Annotated in this window: 15 protein-coding genes; 5 read left to right on the forward strand and 10 right to left on the reverse strand. The window is 72.4% G+C overall.

Annotated elements, in window-relative coordinates; translation table 11 throughout:
- Nucleotides 1–161: 161 nt before the first annotated feature.
- The 6 genes from ACFVGY_RS32300 to ACFVGY_RS32325 all read right to left on the reverse strand — a co-directional run bounded on the left by ACFVGY_RS32300 (nt 162) and on the right by ACFVGY_RS32325 (nt 8231).
- Nucleotides 162–1061 carry a siderophore-interacting protein gene (locus ACFVGY_RS32300; RefSeq protein ID WP_385684279.1) on the reverse strand — a complete coding sequence of 300 codons (900 nt, stop codon included), beginning with the start codon at nt 1059–1061 and terminating at the stop codon, nt 162–164.
- Between the two features lie 187 nt (nt 1062–1248).
- Nucleotides 1249–2292 (reverse strand): ABC transporter substrate-binding protein, encoded by a 1044-nt coding sequence (locus ACFVGY_RS32305; protein WP_385684281.1) that lies wholly within the window; start codon nt 2290–2292, stop codon nt 1249–1251.
- Nucleotides 2293–2421: 129 nt separating this feature from the next.
- The gene (locus ACFVGY_RS32310) at nt 2422–3582 is read right to left on the reverse strand and encodes an acyl-CoA dehydrogenase family protein (RefSeq protein ID WP_385684284.1); all 1161 of its coding nucleotides are present in this window, start codon (nt 3580–3582) and stop codon (nt 2422–2424) included.
- Between the two features lie 6 nt (nt 3583–3588).
- On the reverse strand, nt 3589–4530 hold the full coding sequence (locus ACFVGY_RS32315; protein ID WP_385684287.1) for a hydroxymethylglutaryl-CoA lyase: 942 nt from the start codon (nt 4528–4530) through the stop codon (nt 3589–3591).
- Nucleotides 4527–6572, reverse strand: a complete 2046-nt coding sequence (locus tag ACFVGY_RS32320) for an acetyl/propionyl/methylcrotonyl-CoA carboxylase subunit alpha (protein WP_385684290.1) — start codon at nt 6570–6572, stop codon at nt 4527–4529. Before ACFVGY_RS32320 ends, ACFVGY_RS32315 begins: the two co-directional genes overlap by 4 nt.
- 27 nt (nt 6573–6599) lie before the next feature.
- The gene (locus ACFVGY_RS32325; protein ID WP_385684293.1) at nt 6600–8231 is read right to left on the reverse strand and encodes a carboxyl transferase domain-containing protein; all 1632 of its coding nucleotides are present in this window, start codon (nt 8229–8231) and stop codon (nt 6600–6602) included.
- Nucleotides 8232–8331: 100 nt separating this feature from the next.
- Here ACFVGY_RS32325 and ACFVGY_RS32330 point away from each other — a divergent pair, with 100 nt between their 5' ends.
- Both ACFVGY_RS32330 and ACFVGY_RS32335 read left to right on the forward strand, forming a co-directional pair.
- The gene (locus ACFVGY_RS32330; RefSeq protein WP_385684296.1) at nt 8332–8910 is read left to right on the forward strand and encodes a TetR/AcrR family transcriptional regulator; all 579 of its coding nucleotides are present in this window, start codon (nt 8332–8334) and stop codon (nt 8908–8910) included.
- A 56-nt stretch (nt 8911–8966) separates the two neighbouring features.
- The gene (locus ACFVGY_RS32335) at nt 8967–9779 is read left to right on the forward strand and encodes a phosphatase (protein WP_385684299.1); all 813 of its coding nucleotides are present in this window, start codon (nt 8967–8969) and stop codon (nt 9777–9779) included.
- A gap of 70 nt (nt 9780–9849) precedes the next feature.
- Here the strand turns inward: ACFVGY_RS32335 and nadE are convergent, their stop codons facing one another.
- From nadE to ACFVGY_RS32350, 3 genes are all read right to left on the reverse strand, one after another.
- Nucleotides 9850–10680 (reverse strand): ammonia-dependent NAD(+) synthetase, encoded by an 831-nt coding sequence (nadE, locus tag ACFVGY_RS32340; RefSeq protein WP_385684301.1) that lies wholly within the window; start codon nt 10678–10680, stop codon nt 9850–9852.
- A 126-nt stretch (nt 10681–10806) separates the two neighbouring features.
- Nucleotides 10807–11685: an acyl-CoA thioesterase gene (locus ACFVGY_RS32345; protein ID WP_385684304.1), complete on the reverse strand. Its 879-nt coding sequence runs from the start codon at nt 11683–11685 to the stop codon at nt 10807–10809.
- 6 nt (nt 11686–11691) lie between these two features.
- The gene (locus tag ACFVGY_RS32350) at nt 11692–12849 is read right to left on the reverse strand and encodes an acyl-CoA dehydrogenase family protein (protein ID WP_385684307.1); all 1158 of its coding nucleotides are present in this window, start codon (nt 12847–12849) and stop codon (nt 11692–11694) included.
- Nucleotides 12850–13132: 283 nt separating this feature from the next.
- On the opposite strand from ACFVGY_RS32350, the gene ACFVGY_RS32355 reads away from it, so the two are divergent.
- Both ACFVGY_RS32355 and ACFVGY_RS32360 read left to right on the forward strand, forming a co-directional pair.
- Complete coding sequence (locus tag ACFVGY_RS32355) at nt 13133–14260, forward strand: serine hydrolase domain-containing protein (RefSeq protein ID WP_385684310.1); 1128 nt, start codon at nt 13133–13135, stop codon at nt 14258–14260.
- 163 nt (nt 14261–14423) lie between these two features.
- Nucleotides 14424–15191 carry an alpha/beta fold hydrolase gene (locus ACFVGY_RS32360; protein ID WP_385684313.1) on the forward strand — a complete coding sequence of 256 codons (768 nt, stop codon included), beginning with the start codon at nt 14424–14426 and terminating at the stop codon, nt 15189–15191.
- On the opposite strand, the gene ACFVGY_RS32365 is transcribed toward ACFVGY_RS32360, so the two are convergent.
- Nucleotides 15139–16695, reverse strand: coding sequence for a hypothetical protein (locus ACFVGY_RS32365; protein WP_385684316.1), 1557 nt, complete (start codon nt 16693–16695; stop codon nt 15139–15141). The genes ACFVGY_RS32360 and ACFVGY_RS32365 overlap by 53 nt on opposite strands.
- Before the next feature lie 156 nt (nt 16696–16851).
- Between ACFVGY_RS32365 and ACFVGY_RS32370 the strand changes: the two genes are divergently transcribed.
- A complete protein-coding gene (locus tag ACFVGY_RS32370; protein ID WP_385684319.1) occupies nt 16852–17169 on the forward strand; it encodes a hypothetical protein in 318 nt (105 codons plus the stop codon).
- The last annotated feature ends 10 nt before the right edge of the window (nt 17170–17179 follow it).

The following is a 17179-nucleotide window of genomic DNA, read 5'->3' on the forward strand; positions in this document are numbered from 1 at the left end:
GGGGCGGGGGGTTATTATGGGCTAAGATTTGGTTTTGTTTACCCAAACTAATTTAACAACAAAAAACGCGCCGGGCCCTGGCCGTGGAGCCAGGGCCCGCCGAAGAGCTGTCGAGGGTGTCCGGGGGCGCCGTGAAGGCGCGTGCGGCCGCCGGGATCCCGCTACAGCGCGGCGCCGGGGTCCTCGCTGGGTGCCTGGCCCGCGTACGTCTCGGCGAGGAGCTGCTCCTCGCTCGCACCCAGGCGCCAGTAGCCGGTGAAGCGCACCGCGCGCCGGTCGATGGAACGTTCCTGCACCAGGTGGCGGCGCACGGCGCGGATCGTGCCGGCCTCACCCGCCAGCCAGGCGTACGGGATCCCGGAGGCGGGCAGTTGGGCGGCGCGCACGGTGTCCACGACGCGTTCGGTGCGGCCGGGGCCGGCCTCCCGCACGATCCAGGTGATCTCCGTGCCGGCCGGGGCGGCGAGGTCGAGCCGGTCGTCGGCGTGCGGGACCTCGAAGAAGGCCGTGACCCGCATGTCGTCGTCCAGCCCCTCCAGGATGGCCGCGGCCGCAGGCAGCGCGGTCTCGTCCGCGTACATCACCAGCGCGTCCGTGTCGGCGGGCGGCTGGAAGCGCACGGACTTGTTCTCCGCGACGGCCGGCCCGATCGCCAGGATCCGGCGGCCGGTCACCGCCCGCCCGGCCCAGGAGGAGGCCGGGGAGGAGTCCCCGTGCAGCACGAAGTCGATGTCGACCTCGACCGCGCCCCCGTCCGTCGTGCGCTGCTCGCGCACGGTGTAGGAACGCATCACCGGACGCTCCTCGTCCGGCATCCCGCGCCATCCCGCGAACCAGGTGTCCTCGTCCGTGGACGGGAGCTCGGTGTGCTCCCGGTGGGCGGGCGGCAGGAAGAGCGACAGGCTCTGGTCCCGGCCGCCCGAGCGGAAGCCCGCGAGGGACTCGCCGCCGAAGGTGACCCGCAGGAAGGAGTGGCCGAGGCGGCGGGTGCGGACCACTTCCAGCGTGAAGAACCGGAAGTGGGCCACGGCCTCGGTGCTCTCGGGCGCGGTGGCGGTCATGCGGAGTCCCCCTGGGAAGTCGGATGGGCGCCGGGGGGGCGGGGGGGGGGGCGGGGCCCCCCCCGGGGGGGTGGGGGGTGGGGGGGGGGGGGGGGGGGGGGCGGGCCCCCCCCCCCCCGGCGCCGGTGGCCGGTGGTGCCGTCGGGCCGGAGGTGTCGTCAGGCCGGAGGCGCCGTCAGGCCGGTGGTCAGCTGACCTTCTTGGCGCCCTGGATGGCCTTGGCCAGGTCCTCCAGCACCTTGGTGCACTTCTCGTACGAGTAGATCGGCTCGGTCACGCGCGGGGCGACCTGGCCGGCCTTGACGGCGGGCAGCTCGGTCCAGGTCGGCTTGGCCTTCAGGTCCTCCGGCTGCGCGGTGCCGGTGCGGTTGTCGAGCAGGACCAGGTCGGCCTTGTACTTGCCGGCGTTCTCCCAGCTGAGGCTCTCGAAGAAGCCGCCCTGGTCGAGCTTGTCCTGCTCCGGGACGACGAACTCGACGCCCAGGGTCTCGAAGTACTTCAGGTCGGCCGAGGTCTTCGGGGTGGAGACGTAGAACAGGTCGGCGGTGCCGGAGCCGACGAGCACCTTGATGCCCGGGTTGGCCTTGGTGGCCTCGCGGACCTTGTTGGCGGCGGCCTCGAAGGCGGCCTTCGCGTCGGTGGTCTTCTTGGCGTTCAGGTCGGCGCCGAGGGCCTTGGCCAGGTCGGCCGTGCGCTGCAGGGCCTGGTCCATGGAGGCGTTGCCGCCCGTGCCGATCGCGGCGGCCGGGGCCAGCTTCAGGATCTTGTCCTTGGAGGCCTCGGGGACGAACCAGTAGCTGCCGTCCCAGGTGTTGGTGACCAGCAGCTCGGGCTGGAGGGCGGCGTACTTCTCGACGTTGAACTCGTCGTAGACGTTGCCGAGGATCTCGACCTTGGAGATGTCCATCGAACCGGCCGTCACGTCCGGCTTGCCGTCAGCGGTCTTGGTCGGGCCGAACACGCCCTTGACCTGGACGCCGTAGTCGTAGAGCGCGGCGGCGGTGCCGGTGTAGGCCACGACGTTCTTCGGCTGGGCCTTCAGGTTGATGTCCTTGCCCAGGTCGTCCTTGAAGGTCCAGGCGCCCGAGGCCGCGGCACCCTTGTCCTTGTCGCCCTCGCTCTTCGCCGAGTCGGAACCGCCGCACGCGGTCAGCGCCGCGACGAGGCCGAGAGCACCGCCGGCGGCGATGAGACCGCGACGGGTGAAGGGGGAGGTACGGGACTTGGGCATTTTGATGTCCGCTTTCAGTACGTGCCGGGGCGGCCACTGGGCCGTTCGCTGGGAAGGTTAGCCTAACCTTGGCTGAAAACGGTAAGGGGGCCCTAAGTTTTTTAGGGCCCCCTCGTGCTATGTCCGGGTTCAGGCGGAGAAGCCCAGCTCCCGGGCGATGAGCATGCGCTGCACCTCGCTCGTGCCCTCGCCGATCTCCAGGATCTTCGAGTCGCGCCACATCCGGGCCACCGGATACTCGTTCATGAAGCCGTAGCCGCCGTGGATCTGCGTGGCCTCGCGCGCGTTGTCGACCGCGACGGTCGAGGAGTACAGCTTCGCGATCGCCGCCTCCTTCTTGAACGGCTCGCCCGCCACGAGGCGGGAGGCGGCGTCGCGCCAACCAATTCGAGCCATGTGCGCGCGCATCTCCATGTCCGCCAGCTTGAACTGGATGGCCTGGTTGTCGCCGATGGACCGGCCGAACGCCTGCCGCTCCTTCGCGTACTTGACCGACTCGTCCACGCAGCCCTGCGCCAGGCCCGTGGCCAGCGCCGCGATGGCGATCCGGCCCTCGTCGAGGATCCGCAGGAACTGGGCGTACCCGCGGCCCTCCTGGCCCACCAGGTTCGCCAGCGGTACCCGGACACCGTCGAAGGCCAGCTCCCGGGTGTCCGAGGCGTTCCAGCCGACCTTCGAGTACGGGGCCGCCACGGTGAAGCCCGGGGTGCCGGACGGCACGATGATCGAGGAGATCTCCGGGCGGCCGTCCGCCTTGCGCCCGGTCACCGCGGTGACCGTGACCAGCCCGGTGATGTCCGTACCCGAGTTGGTGATGAAGCACTTCGAACCGTTGATGACCCATTCGTCGCCGTCGCGGACGGCTGTCGTGCGGGTGCCGCCGGCGTCGCTGCCCGCACCCGGCTCGGTCAGGCCGAACGCGCCGAGCATCTCGCCCGAGCACAGCTTCGGCAGCCACCGCTGCTTCTGCTCCTCCGTGCCGAAGAGGTAGAGCGGCATGGCCCCCAGGGAGACGCCCGCCTCCAGCGTGATGGCGACCGAGGAGTCGACGCGGGCCAGCTCCTCCAGGGCGATGCCGAGGGCGAGGTAGTCCCCGCCCATGCCGCCGTACTCCTCGGGGAAGGGCAGCCCGAACAGGCCCATGGCGCCCATCTCGCGGACGATCTCGTAGGGGAACTCGTGCCGCTCGTAGAAGTCGCCGATCTTGGGCGCGACGACGTCGTGCGCGAACGCCTCCACGGTGCGGCGGAGTTCCTCGTGCTCGGGGGAGAGCCGGTGGTCGAGGGACATGTCTTCTTACTCCTTGTGGGAGAGGGCGCGGACGGTTCTGGAAGGGCTCGGACGCCCCAGCTGTTCGGCCATCCACACGCTCGTGGCGGTGAGGGCGGCCAGGTCGACCCCGGTCTCGATGCCGAGACCGTCGAGCATCCACACCAGGTCCTCGGTGGCGAGGTTCCCGGTGGCGCTCTTCGCGTACGGGCAGCCACCGAGGCCGCCCGCGGAGGCGTCGACCGTGGTCACGCCGTGCTGGAGCGCGGCGAGGGTGTTGGACAGTGCCTGGCCGTAGGTGTCGTGGAAGTGCACGCCGATCCGGTCGGTCGGCACGCCCTCCTCGTTGAGCTCGGACAGGAGCGCCTGTACGTGCCCGGGAGTGGCGACGCCGATGGTGTCGCCGAGGCTCAGCTCGTCACAGCCGAGGTCGAGCAGGGCCTTGGCGACGCGGACCACCTGGTGGACCGGGACCGCGCCCTCCCAGGGGTCGCCGAAGCACATGGACAGATAGCCCCGCACATGCGCCTTCCCCTGCTTGGCCCGGGCCACGACGGGCTCGAACATGGCCAGGGACTCGGCGATCGTCCGGTTGAGGTTGCGGGAGGCGAAGGTTTCCGTCGCCGAGCCGAACACGGCGATCCGGTCCGCGCCGAGGGTCAGCGCCCGGTCGAGGCCGCGCTCGTTCGGCACCAGCACCGGCAGGTGCACCCCGGCCCGGGCGAGGTCGTCGAGCTGCGGGAACAGCTCCTCGGCATCCGCCAGTTGGGGCACCCACTTCGGGTGGACGAAGCTGGTGGCCTCGACCGTGGTCAGGCCGGCGGCGGCCAACCGGCGGATGAACTCCGCCTTGACCGCAGTCGGGACGGCCGACTTCTCGTTCTGCAGCCCGTCGCGGGCGCCGACCTCGTGGATCCGCACCCGCGCCGGCAGACCGGCGGCGGGGACGGCCATGGGCAGCCCGTTCATGCGCCCTCCTCCTCTGCGTCGTCGGGGGTGACCACGGCCAGGACCTGGTCCATGGCGACCGTGGTGCCCGGGGAAACCTCCAGCTCGGTGACGACGCCGGCGTGCGGGGCGGAGATGACGTGCTCCATCTTCATCGCCTCGACGACGAGCAGGCTCTGGCCGGCGGTGACCCGGTCGCCGACCGCGACCTTGACGACGGTGACGGTGCCCGGCATCGGCGCCGCGAGGGTGTCCGCCCCCGCGTGGCCGCGGCCGCCGAGGGCCGCCGCGACGGGGTCGTGGTGCTGGACGTGCCAGCTGTCGCCGTCGCGGCCCAGCCAGGTCCCCTCCGGGGAGGGGGCGTAGTCGAACCGGTGCGTGACGCCGTCGAGTTCGACGGTGAGCCGGTCGGCGGTGCGGCTGACGATCCGGCCCGCGGCCGGCCCGCTGGGGCCCTGCCCCGGACCTCCCCCAGCTACCGCCGCGTCGAACAGGACCTCCTGCTCGGTGCCCCGTCGGCGGGTGCGGACCGTGACCGGGTCCTGGCCCGGGAGGCGGAAGTGGTGCACCGTCCACGCCGGGGTGCCGCCCAGGCGCCAGCCGTCGCCCGCGGAGAACGGATCGGCCCAATCCGTCCCCGCCGGGCGGGGGAGGGAACCCTGCGCCAGCAGCGCGGCGGCGGCGTACACCTCCGGCGGGACGCCCCCGGGCAGCATCGAGGCCAGGTCGCGCTCCACCAGCCCGGTGTCCATGTTCCCGGACACCACGTCCGGGTGGGCCAGCAGCCGCCGCAGGAAGCCGGCGTTCGTCTGCACACCCAGGATCACGGTGTCGGCCAGCGCCCCCCGCAGCACCCGCAGCGCGGCGTCCCGGTCCGGCCCGTACGCGATCACCTTCGACAGCATCGGGTCGTACGTGGAGCCCACGTCCACCCCGGCCGTCAGCCCGGAGTCCGTCCGCACCGTCCGGCCCGACGGCTCCGACAGCGCCAGCACCGTGCCGCCGGACGGCAGGAAGCCGCGGGCCGGATCCTCCGCGCAGATGCGGGCCTCGACGGCGTGCCCGGTGAGCGTCACGTCGTCCTGCGCGAGGCCGAGCTCGCCGCCCGCCGCCACCCGCAGCTGGAGCTCGACCAGGTCCAGGCCGGTGATCAGTTCCGTCACCGGGTGCTCCACCTGGAGGCGGGTGTTCATCTCCATGAAGTAGTAGGAGGACGGGTCGCCGCCGGGGACGATGAACTCCACCGTGCCCGCGCCGACGTACCCGCACGCCCGTGCCGCCTCCACCGCCGCCGCACCCATGGCGGCACGGATCTGCGGGGTCAGCAGGACCGAGGGGGCCTCCTCGATGACCTTCTGGTGGCGCCGCTGGAGCGAGCACTCGCGCTCGCCCAGGTGCACCACGTTGCCGTGGGCGTCGGCCATCACCTGGATCTCGATGTGCCGCGGCCGGTCCACCCAGCGCTCGACGAGCAGCGTGTCGTCGCCGAAGGAGGAGCGGGCCTCGCGGCGGGCCGCCGCGATCTCGTCCGCGAGCAGCGCCCCGTCGCGGACCAGGCGCATGCCCTTGCCGCCGCCGCCCGCGGAGGGCTTGAGCAGCACCGGCATGCCGATCTTCTCGGCGGCCGCGACGAGTTCGGCGTCGGACAGGCCGCTGCCGGAGGAGCCGGGGACCACGGGCACGCCCGCGGCGCGCACGGTCTCCTTCGCCCGGATCTTGTCGCCCATCAGGGAGATCGCGGACGCGGGCGGGCCGATGAAGGTCAGGCCCGCCCCGGCGCAGGCCTCGGCGAACGCCGCGTTCTCCGCGAGGAAGCCGTAGCCCGGGTGGACGGCCTCGGCGCCGGTGCGCCGGGCCGCGTCGAGCAGCCGCTCCACGGACAGGTAGCTCTCGGCAGCCGCGGCCGGGCCGATGCGGACGGCGGTGTCGGCCTCCCGGACATGGCGGGCGTCCGCGTCGGCGTCGCTGAACACGGCCACGGACCGGATCCCGAGCTCGCGCAGGGTGCGGATGACCCGGACCGCGATCTCGCCCCGGTTGGCCACAAGGACAGTGCTGAACATTGAGGTCCTCACGTCACAGGTCTCGGGTCACATACGGAAGATGCCGAAGGCCGGCTGCGCCGGGTCCCTCTGGGGCAGCGGGGCGTTCGCGCACGCCGTCAGGGCCAGACCCAGCACCTGCCGGGTCTCCAGCGGATCGATGACCCCGTCGTCCCACAGCCGGGCGGTGGCGTAGTAGGCGCTGCCCTGCTCCTCGTACTGGGCGCGGACCGGGGCCTTGAAGGCCTCCTCCTCGTCCAGCGGCCACGTCTGGCCGGCGGCCTCCAGCTGGTCGCGCTTGACCGTGGCCAGGACGGAGGCGGCCTGCTCGCCGCCCATCACCGAGATCTTGGCGTTGGGCCACATCCACAGGAAGCGGGGGCTGTACGCCCGGCCGCACATCGAGTAGTTGCCCGCGCCGTACGAGCCGCCGACCACCACCGTCAGCTTCGGCACGCGGGTGCAGGCCACGGCGGTGACCATCTTCGCGCCGTGCTTGGCGATGCCGCCGGCCTCGTAGTCGCGGCCGACCATGAAGCCGGAGATGTTCTGGAGGAACAGCAGCGGGATCCCGCGCTGGTCGCACAGCTCGATGAAGTGGGCGCCCTTCTGCGCGGATTCGGCGAAGAGGATGCCGTTGTTGGCGATGATGCCGACCGGGTGGCCGTGGATCCGGGCGAAGCCGGTGACCAGCGTGGTGCCGAACTCCGCCTTGAACTCCTGGAAGCGGGAGCCGTCGACGATGCGGGAGATGATCTCGCGGGCGTCGTACGGGGTGCGGGAGTCGACGGGGACCGCGCCGTACAGGCCGTACGGGTCCACCTTCGGCTCCTCGGCCGGCTCCACCGACCAGGGCAGGGCCCCGCGCTCGGGCAGGGTCGCCACGATGTTCCGCACGATCCGCAGGGCGTGCGCGTCGTCCTCCGCGAGGTGGTCGGTCACGCCGGAGACGCGGCTGTGCACCTCGCCGCCGCCGAGTTCCTCGGCCGTGACCACCTCGCCGGTGGCGGCCTTCACCAGGGGCGGGCCGCCGAGGAAGATCGTGCCCTGGTTGCGGACGATCACGGCCTCGTCGCTCATCGCCGGCACGTACGCGCCACCGGCGGTGCAGGAGCCGAGGACGGCCGCGATCTGCGGGATCCCGGCGCCGGACATGCGGGCCTGGTTGTAGAAGATGCGGCCGAAGTGCTCGCGGTCGGGGAAGACCTCGTCCTGCATGGGGAGGAAGGCGCCGCCGGAATCGACCAGGTAGAGGCAGGGGAGACGATTCTCCAGCGCCACCTCCTGGGCCCGCAGGTGCTTCTTGACCGTCATCGGGTAGTAGGTGCCGCCCTTGACCGTGGCGTCGTTCGCGACGATCACGCACTCGCGACCGCTGACCCGGCCGATGCCGGCGATCACCCCGGCCGCCGGGGCCGCACCCCCGTACATGCCCTCGGCGGCCAGCGGGGCCAGCTCCAAGAAGGGGGAACCGGGGTCCAGGAGGGTGTCCACCCGGTCGCGGGGCAGCAGCTTCCCGCGTGCGGTGTGCCGGGCGCGGGCCTTCTCGCCGCCACCGAGCCGGGCCGCGTCCAGGCGGGCGCGCAGGCCCTCGCTGAGTTCGCGGTGGGCGGCCTCGTTGGTGCGCCAGGCCTCGGACGCCGGGTCCGCGGCGCTCGTGAGGACGGGTGCCTGCTGCATCGGTCGAGCTCCCTTGCTCGGTCCACGCGGTTAATGACCGTTAACCTCTGTGGAGCCAAGGTTAACGACCGCTAACGGCCCCTGTCTAGAATGGATTCCCATGAGCACTTCAGCGGCCGCCCCGACCCGTCGCGAGCAGATCCTCAGTGAGGCCGCCCGCCTCTTCGCCGAGCGCGGATTCCACGGCGTCGGCGTGGACGAGATAGGCGCCGCGGTGGGCATCAGCGGCCCCGGCCTGTACCGGCACTTCGCGGGCAAGGACGCCATGCTGGCCGAGCTGCTCGTCGGGATCAGCGAACGGCTGCTGACCGGCGGCCGCCGCCGGGCGGAGGAGGCCGCCGGCGACCCCTCCGCGGTCCTGGCCTCGCTGATCGACGGCCACATCGACTTCGCGCTCGACGACCGCGCGCTGATCACCCTGCACGACCGGGAGCTCGACCGGCTCCGCGAGACCGACCGCAAGCTCGTACGCCAGCTCCAGCGCAAGTACGTGGAGCTGTGGGTCGACGTCGTACGGGTGCTGCACCCGCAGGTCGGCGAGGCGGAGGTGCGGGTGGCCGTGCACGCCGTCTTCGGCCTGTTGAACTCCACCCCGCACCTGGCGGCGCTCGGGCGGGAGGCGACGGAGTCGCTGCTGCGCAGGCTCGCGCACGGGGCCTTCGGGGCGCTGACCGCGTGACACGACGCGTCCGACGGTTGGGATGGAGCCGTCGCATCCGGGGTCGCGGCGGCAGAATGGGCCGCATGCCGAAGCCGATAGAGACGTCCGTACCCACCCGCGCCGAGCTCATCGAACACCTGGTTCGCACGCGGATCGCCGGACAGGTCGCCACCCCGCGCGAAAACAACCTCTCCCACTACCGCAAGCTCGCCAACGGCGACCGGCACTACTGGCTCGGCCTGGAGCTGGGCGACCGCTGGACCGACGAGCAGGACGTGCTCGCGGTGATGGCCGAGCGCTGCGGGGTCGTCGACGACCCCGAGCACCGTCAGGGCCAGGACACCATCGACCCGGAACTGACCGTGGACGCCCTCGACCGGATGGCGGCCCGGCTGCGCAAGGCGGCCCTGGACCGCCAGCGCGTCCTGCTGGCGACCGGCCACCCGGGCGGCCTGCTGGACGTCCACCGGGCCACCGCCGACGCCCTGCGGGCGGCGGGCTGCGACATCGTCGTCATCCCGTCCGGGCTGACGGCCGACGAGGCCTCGGTGTGGCAGTTCGCCGACGTCGCGGTGCTGGAGCGCGGCGCCACCCTGTGGCACACCCACTCCCCGGCGCCGATGGCGGCGATCCTCGACGGCCTCGCCGCGGCCGGCCGCCCGCTGCCGGACCTGGTCGTCGCCGACCACGGCTGGGCGGGCTGCGCCGCGCAGCGCGGGCTGGACGCGGTGGGGTACGCGGACTGCAACGACCCCGCCCTGTTCCTCGGCGAGGCGGAGGGCACCCTCCAGGTGGTGGTCCCGCTGGACGACCACGTCCGCGACCCGCGCTTCTACGACCCGATGGTGGCCTACCTGCTGAACGCGGCGGGCCTCCTGGAGGACTAGGCCTCAGGGACGCCGGGACCCCGGGATCCGGCGGACGCGCCGCGCGCTCGTCCGCCGGAGGGCCGCGGCCTCAGGGGGCGATGGGCAGCCGGCGCTTGTGGTCGGTCAGCCGGTAGCGGCGCACGATCGTCTCGAAGGCCCGCTCGCCCACCGGCTTGCCCTCCAGGAAGTCGTCGATCTGGTCGTACGTGACCCCGAGGGCGTCCTCGTCGGCCTTGCCCGGGTCCAGGGTCTCCAGGTCGGCGGTCGGCGTCTTCCACACCAGCTCCGCGGGCGCGCCCAGCGCGTCCGCGACGGCGCGCACCCGCCGCTTGGTCAGACCGGTCAGCGGGACCACGTCGGCGGCACCGTCGCCGAACTTGGTGAAGAAGCCGGAGACCGCCTCGGCGGCGTGGTCGGTGCCGACGACCAGGCCGTCGTGGGCACCAGCCACCGCGTACTGGGCGATCATGCGCTGCCGGGCCTTGATGTTGCCGTGCACGAAGTCCCGGTGGTGGGCGTCGCGGAAGGCCACGCCGGCGGCCGCCGAGGCGTCGAGGGCGGCGTCGCTCGCGGGCTTGACGTCCACGGTCAGTACCTGGTCGGCCCGGATGAAGGAGAGCGCGAGCTGGGCGTCGTGCTCGTCGGCCTGGACCCCGTACGGCAGCCGCATCGCGTAGAACACCGCCTCGTGCCCGGCGGCGCGGGCCCGCTCGACGGCGAGCTGGCACAGCCGGCCGGTGGTGGTGGAGTCCACGCCGCCGCTGATGCCGAGGACGAGGGAACGCAAGCCCGTGGAGGTCAGCCGCTCGGTGAGGAAGGCCACCCGGCGCTCGATCTCCCGCTCGGCGTCGAAGGTCTCGGCGACCTCCAGTTCCCGGGCGATCTCCTGCTGCAGGGCGATGGACGCCGGCTCGCTCACGTCTGCTCCTTGTTCCGGCCGTTTCGGCCGTTCCGGCCGCGGTTGCTGTCGCGCCCACCCTACCCAGGGGGTGTCCGGGGGCCGGGGCCGGACGGCCGTCGGGACCGTCCGCCCGACCGGGGCGCGTCAGGCGCGCGGAACGCGGACGACGCCCTCCTGGATCACCGTCACGGCCAGCCGGCCGTCCTGCGTCCAGATGCGCGCCTGGCCCAGGCCCCGCCCGCCGTGCGAGGTGGGGGAGTCCTGGTCGTACAGCAGCCACTCGTCGGCCCGGAACGGCCGGTGGAACCACATCGCGTGGTCCAGCGAGGCCCCGACCACATCGCCGACGGCCCAGCCGCCCCGGCCGTGCGCGAGCAGCACCGAGTCGAGCAGGGTCATGTCGGAGACGTACGTGGCCAGGCAGGTGTGCAGCAGCGGGTCGTCGCCCTCCAGCTTGCCGGCCGTGCGGAACCACACCTGCGAGCGCGGCTCCACCGGCTCGCCGATGGTGCCCCACGGCGGGGTCGTCGCGTACCGCAGGTCCACCGCGGCGCGCGACTCCAGCAGCCGCTCCACCGTGCCCGCGTCCCGGAACAGGTCCCGGTAGGCGGGCAGCGCCTCGGCCGCGGTCGGCAGGCTCTCCGGATCCGGGGCCTCCGGCATCGCCACCTGGTGGTCGAGGCCCTCCTCGGACACCTGGAAGGAGGCCGAGAGGTGGAAGATCGGCTGGCCGTGCTGGACGGCGACGACCCGCCGGGTGGTGAAGGAGCGCCCGTCGCGGATCCGGTCCACGGAATAGACGATGGGCGCGCCCGCGTCACCCGTGCGCAGGAAGTACGAGTGGAGCGAGTGCGCGGTGCGGTCCCCGGGCACGGTCCGGCCGGCCGCGACCAGCGCCTGGGCCGCGACCTGTCCGCCGAACACCCGCGGCACCAGGGAGGTGCGGCTGGTGCCGCGGAAGATGTTCTCCTCGATCTGCTCCAGGTCGAGCAGATCGAGGAGATCGGTGAGTGCCTCGCTCAAGGGGACTTACAGCCCCATCGACTTGGCGATGATCGACTTCATGATCTCGCTGGTGCCGCCGTAGATGCGGTTGACGCGGTTGTCGGCGTACAGGCGGGCGATCGGGTACTCGTTCATGTAGCCGTAGCCGCCGTGCAGCTGGAGGCAGCGGTCGATGACGCGGTGGGCGACCTCGGTGCAGAACAGCTTCGCGGAGGCGGCCTCGGCCGGGGTCAGCTCGCCGGCGTCCAGGGCCTCCAGGGCGCGGTCGGCGACGGCCTGGGCGGCGTCCACCTCGGCCTGGCAGGCGGCCAGCTCGAACTTGGTGTTCTGGAAGTGGGCGACCGGCTTGCCGAACACGGTGCGCTCGGTCACGTACTGCTGCGCGAACCGGACGGCCGCGGCGGCCTGGGCGTAGGCGCCGAAGGCGATGCCCCAGCGCTCGGAGGCCAGGTTGTGGCCGAGGTAGTAGAAGCCCTTGCCCTCCTCGCCCAGCAGGTCCTCGACGGGGACCTTGACGTCGACGAACGCCAGCTCGGCGGTGTCGGAGGTCTTCAGGCCCAGCTTGTCGAGCTTGCGGCCGATGGAGTAGCCCTCGGACTTGGTGTCCACGGCGAAGAGGGAGATGCCGAAGCGGCGGTCCTGCTCGCTCGGGGCCGAGGTGCGGGCGCAGACGATGACGCGGTCGGCGTGCACACCGCCGGTGATGAAGGTCTTGGAGCCGTTGAGGACGTAGTGCGTGCCGTCCTCGGAGAGCTTGGCGGTGGTCTTCATGCCCGCGACGTCGGAGCCGGTGCCCGGCTCGGTCATTGCCAGCGCCCACATCTCCTCGCCGGAGACGAACTTCGGGAGGAAACGCTTCTTCTGCTCGTCGGTGGCGAGCATCTTGATGTAGGGCAGGGCGAGCAGGACGTGCACGCCGGAGCCGCCGAAGTTGACGCCCGCGCGGGAGGTCTCCTCGTACAGGACGGCCTCGAACTTGTGGGTGTCCAGGCCGGCGCCGCCGAACTCCTCGGGGACGTTGATGCCGAAGACGCCCAGCTCGCCGAGCTTGTAGTAGAAGTCGCGGGGCGCCTGACCGGCGGCGAACCACTCGTCGTAGACGGGCACGACCTCGGCCTCGATGAAGGCGCGGATGGTCTCCCGGAAGGCCTCGTGGTCCTCGTTGAACACCGTACGGCGCACGGCCGGCTCCCTTCGTCGCGGCGGTCCGCCGCTTATGTCTAAGCGCTTGCTCATACAAAGTTACCGGCGAGTTGTCGACTCTGTCCAGAGCTCTGCAGACGGTATGACGAGCGCCACCTCCCCAGGTGGGGAGCCCGGTGGCGCCTTCGGGGTCATCCCTACCAACTCCCCTGACCCGCAGGCCGGTTACCCGCAGGGGACGGCTCCTCTCCACGCAGGATCCCACGGCCGCACACGATCACCAGGATGGAAGCCGTCCACAGCAATCGAGCCAGGAGCCCGCATGAACCGCCGCACGCGCACCATCCTCGCCGCCGCCCTCCTCCTCGGCCTCACCGCAGGCCCCCTGGGCGCCACCGCTGTCGCCGCCCCCGCCCCTGCGGCCGTCACCACACAGGGCCCCGACGCCGCGGCACTGCGCAAGGCCCTCGCCGGACTGCCGGACCAGGACGCCACGGCCGCCCTGATCCGCGTCGGCGGCAACGGCCGCTGGACGGGCACCGCCGGCGTGCGCGACCTGAAGACCGGGGCCCCCGCCCTCGCCGACGCCCGCTTCCGGGCCGGCTCCACCACCAAGGTCGTCACCGCGGCCGTGGTCCTCCAGCTCGCCGCCGAGGGCAAGGTCGACCTGGACGCCCCGGCCCGCCGCTACCTCCCGGACGTCCTCCCGGCCGCCTTCGAGCAGGTCACCGTCCGCAACCTGCTCAACTTCACCAGCGGCATCCAGGGCGGCATCGGCTTCGGCGACATCGTGGAAGAGGGCTACCCGCACCGCTACGAGACGATCACCCCCCAACAGGTGGTGGCCTCCGCCGTCGCGAAGGGCCTGGCCTTCACCCCGGGCACGCAGCAGAAGTACAACAACATCAACTACACGATCCTCGGCATGCTGATCGAGAAGACCACCGGCGACACCTACGCCCACCAGGCCGAGGTCCGGATCTTCCGCCCGCTCGGGATGACCGGCACCTCCTTCCCCAAGGGCACTGACCCCCGCATCCACGGCCCCCACAACCGCGGCTACGACCTGATGGACGGCAAGCCGGTCGACGTCACCGAATGGAACATGTCCGACCGCTGGGCCGCGGGTGACATGATCTCCACCACCCGCGACCTGGAACGCTTCCTCGTCGCCCTCTTCCGCGGCCAGGTCGTCCCGGCCCCGCAACTGGAGGAGATGTTCACCGTCCCGGACGTCCCCGGCGCCACCCGCAGCGCCAGCCTCGAACGCCACGTGATCAACGGGAAGGAGGTCTGGGGCAAGACCGGCGCCCGCCCCGGCTACCACACGGTGATCGCCGCCACCCGCGACCTCTCCCGCACCCTCGTCTACTCGGTCAACAGCACCGACGCCAAGGGCGACGGCCTGAGGACCGTCCAGCGCTTCGCCTTCCCGGCCTTCAACCGCTGAACCGCCGAGGCCCCCGCCGCGTGGCGGGGGCCTCGCCGCGGCAGACGGGGACGAGCGTCGTGATCCGGGCAGCAGACCGCCGCGCCGATGAGTTTTGCCCCCGCCCGCAGTCAACCGTCACGACACTGAGCACAGGACCACACCGACGGAACGGAGACGGGTGATGGGAACGTACGTCCAGCTGGGCGAAGTGAAGACCTGGTACGACGAGCACGGCGCGGGCGAGCCCCTCGTCCTCCTGCACGGCGGCCTGGTCGACGCCCGCTTCTTCGAGCCGAACCTCGGCCCCCTCGCCGAGCACTTCCGCGTCTACACGCCCGAGCGCCGAGGCCACGGCCACACCCCGGACGTACCCGGCCCGATCACGTACCAGTTGATGGCGGACGACACGATCGCCTTCCTGGAGGCGGTGGTGCGCGAGCCGGCGGACCTGGTCGGCCACAGCGACGGCGCGTTCGTCGCCATGCTCGTCGCGATGCAGCGCCCGGAGCTGGTCAAGCGCCTGGTCCTGATCAGCGGAGGCTTCAGCAAGGCGGGCGAGGCCGTGCCCGACATGGAATGGGACGTCGACCAGATCGCCGAGTTCCTCGGCCCCGCCTACGGCGAGGTCTCCCCGGACGGCATCGACCACTTCAAGGTCGTCGCCACGAAGATCGGCGAGATGGCCGCCAAGGAGCCGGACCTGAAGGCCTCCGACCTGGCCGCCGTCACCGCCCGCACCCTCGTCATGTTCTCCGACGACGACCTGGTCACCATGCAGCACGTGGTCGACATGTACGACGCCCTTCCCCGTGCCGAACTCGCCGTCGTCCCCGGCACCTCCCACTTCCTCACCCAGGAGAAGCCCGCCCTGGTCAACGCGCTCGTCCTCGACTTCCTCACGAACGCCCCGGTCCCGACGGTGGCCGCGATCCGCCGGGCAGCCCACTGAGGCCGGGCAGCCCGCCGGGGCCGGGCAGCCCGCCGAGGTCCAGCAGCCCGTGCATCCGGGCGGCCGGCAGGCTCGGGTTGGCCGCCGCGCCCTCCGCGGTGCGCGGATCGTCGAGCAGCGCGGCCAGCGCCTCCCCGGAGAACACCGGGTGGGCGGCCGCCGCCCGCCGCACCCGCTCCTCCGGATCGGCCAGCAGCCGGACCGGCGGCCGGGCCAGGGTGGGGTCGGCGGCCGCCAGCGCGCGCACGTCCGGGTCCGCGTGGTCCAGCAGGTGGCCGAGGCCGGTACGGGGGAGCCGCGGCAGGGTCAGCAGGTGGGGCCGGTGCACGGGCCGGGCCAGGAAGGTCTCCAGCAGGAGCGCGGGCGGGGCGAGCGGATGGTGGCAGGCGAGCCGGTGGCGCACCTCCGGATCGGGATCCTCCGCGAGCCGTGGCACGAGGTCGTCGGGCAGCAGGGACAGGCTCGCGGCGACCCTGCGCAGTACCGGCTCCGGCGACACCGCACACGCCCGGTACCAGTCCAGGTCCGGCTCGGCGAACGGCTCGGTGATCGGGCAGGTGCAGCCGACGGCGCACGCCCCGAAGACCCGGTCGACGGCGCCGCACTGCGCCCACGTGCGTGGCAGCGGCTGCACGCGGGCCCGCAGGCGCACCGCCTCGTCCGGGTCCTGCGCGAGTTCGGCCAGCAGCGCCGGACCGATGTCGGCCCGCGCCGCCACCCGCTCCCGGACCTCCGGGTCGTCGACGCGGGCCAGACGGGCCACGACGTCGGCGGGCGTGTGGGGGTTGACGGCCAGCGAGTACTGCCGCCCCTCCGTCAAGCCGGTCTCGACCAGGGCACGGTTCAGCGCGCAGGTGCTGAACACCCACGCCCTGCCGTGCCCGTTGAACCCCGGCAGGTCGGCTTCCACGGCCGCCGGGTCTGACTCCCGGGTCCGGGCCCGCGCGGCCGCCCGTACGTCGGGATCCGGATCGGCGAGCAGGACGTCGCGCTGTCCCGGGCCGAGCCAGTGCCACATGCCGGTGGAGAGTTCCCGCAGGACGGGGTTCTCGTGCGCGGGCCACGTGCGGCGGAACGAGTGGGGTATCTGTCGCGAGGCGATCAGCTCCTGGACGATCTCGTTCGCCGAGAGCATCCCGTCGCCGCCCGAATCCCGTGCAGTGAGTAGGGATTCGAGGATGTCGTCGGGCAGCGGTCGGACCCGCCGAGTTCGCGGGCGGGGCCCGCCGGCCAGCGATCCGCGTACCAGTGAGGACGGGTCGTCGGCCAACGGCCGCAGCCGCGCAGGATCCACGTGCGGATTCCTGGCGAACGCCCTCCGCACGGCCGCCTCGGGATGCGCGGCCACTGCCCCGGCCACGTCGGCCGGCAGGTCGCGTTCCTCGCACAGCAGCCGGCGCGCCGTGCCAGCGGCGGGGTCCAGCAGTCGCAGCAGGACATCGGAAGGAGCGGCCGGGTTCAGGGCGACGCCGCGCGTCCAGAGCTCGGGGAGGGAAGAGGCCATCGGACGATCTTCCCCGTTCCCGCCGGACCGGCCAACGAGGTTTGCGCCCCTGCGGTCGCGGGCGGGGGCATGTCCGGATTCCCCCTTCTGGCCCGCGGGCAGCACCGGTTGACTCGTACACCGGTCCTGGTCCCCGACGGAAAGAGGTAAGGCCTCATGTTCAGGCGGCTGTGCAGCCTCGCCGCGGCCACGGCGGTCACCCTGGTCCTCGGCGCGGGCACGGCCCGGGCCGACGTGCCGGAGCCCCGGCAGGCCAAGCGCGTCCACAACGGCATGCAGATCGTCTTCGACGCGAGCACCCCCGACGCGTTCTGCACCATCGGTGCCGTCGGCAACGACGACTACGGGCGGAGGACCGCCATCTCCGCGGGGCACTGCATCAACGGCCCCGCCTACGCCGACCGCGAGCTCCGCGAGAACGTCATCCAACGACCGGGGCGTCTACCAGGCCCACCCGCAGCACAAGGCCGGTGACTCCGGCGGG

Origin of the sequence: Streptomyces sp. NPDC127106, from assembly GCF_042677605.1 — a bacterium.
Classification (GTDB): Bacteria; Actinomycetota; Actinomycetes; order Streptomycetales; family Streptomycetaceae; genus Streptomyces.

Bases quoted from the DNA above. Each gene is read 5' to 3' on its own strand.
- ACFVGY_RS32365 (WP_385684316.1), bottom strand. From the start codon at position 16,695: ATGGCCTCTTCCCTCCCCGAGCTCTGGACGCGCGGCGTCGCCCTGAAC.
- ACFVGY_RS32300 (WP_385684279.1), bottom strand. From the start codon at position 1,061: ATGACCGCCACCGCGCCCGAGAGCACCGAGGCCGTGGCCCACTTCCGG.
- ACFVGY_RS32305 (WP_385684281.1), bottom strand. From the start codon at position 2,292: ATGCCCAAGTCCCGTACCTCCCCCTTCACCCGTCGCGGTCTCATCGCC.
- ACFVGY_RS32335 (WP_385684299.1), top strand. From the start codon at position 8,967: ATGGGCCGCATGCCGAAGCCGATAGAGACGTCCGTACCCACCCGCGCC.
- ACFVGY_RS32330 (WP_385684296.1), top strand. From the start codon at position 8,332: ATGAGCACTTCAGCGGCCGCCCCGACCCGTCGCGAGCAGATCCTCAGT.
- ACFVGY_RS32320 (WP_385684290.1), bottom strand. From the start codon at position 6,572: ATGTTCAGCACTGTCCTTGTGGCCAACCGGGGCGAGATCGCGGTCCGG.
- ACFVGY_RS32370 (WP_385684319.1), top strand. From the start codon at position 16,852: ATGTTCAGGCGGCTGTGCAGCCTCGCCGCGGCCACGGCGGTCACCCTG.
- ACFVGY_RS32360 (WP_385684313.1), top strand. From the start codon at position 14,424: ATGGGAACGTACGTCCAGCTGGGCGAAGTGAAGACCTGGTACGACGAG.
- ACFVGY_RS32355 (WP_385684310.1), top strand. From the start codon at position 13,133: ATGAACCGCCGCACGCGCACCATCCTCGCCGCCGCCCTCCTCCTCGGC.
- ACFVGY_RS32310 (WP_385684284.1), bottom strand. From the start codon at position 3,582: ATGTCCCTCGACCACCGGCTCTCCCCCGAGCACGAGGAACTCCGCCGC.
- ACFVGY_RS32315 (WP_385684287.1), bottom strand. From the start codon at position 4,530: ATGAACGGGCTGCCCATGGCCGTCCCCGCCGCCGGTCTGCCGGCGCGG.
- ACFVGY_RS32325 (WP_385684293.1), bottom strand. From the start codon at position 8,231: ATGCAGCAGGCACCCGTCCTCACGAGCGCCGCGGACCCGGCGTCCGAG.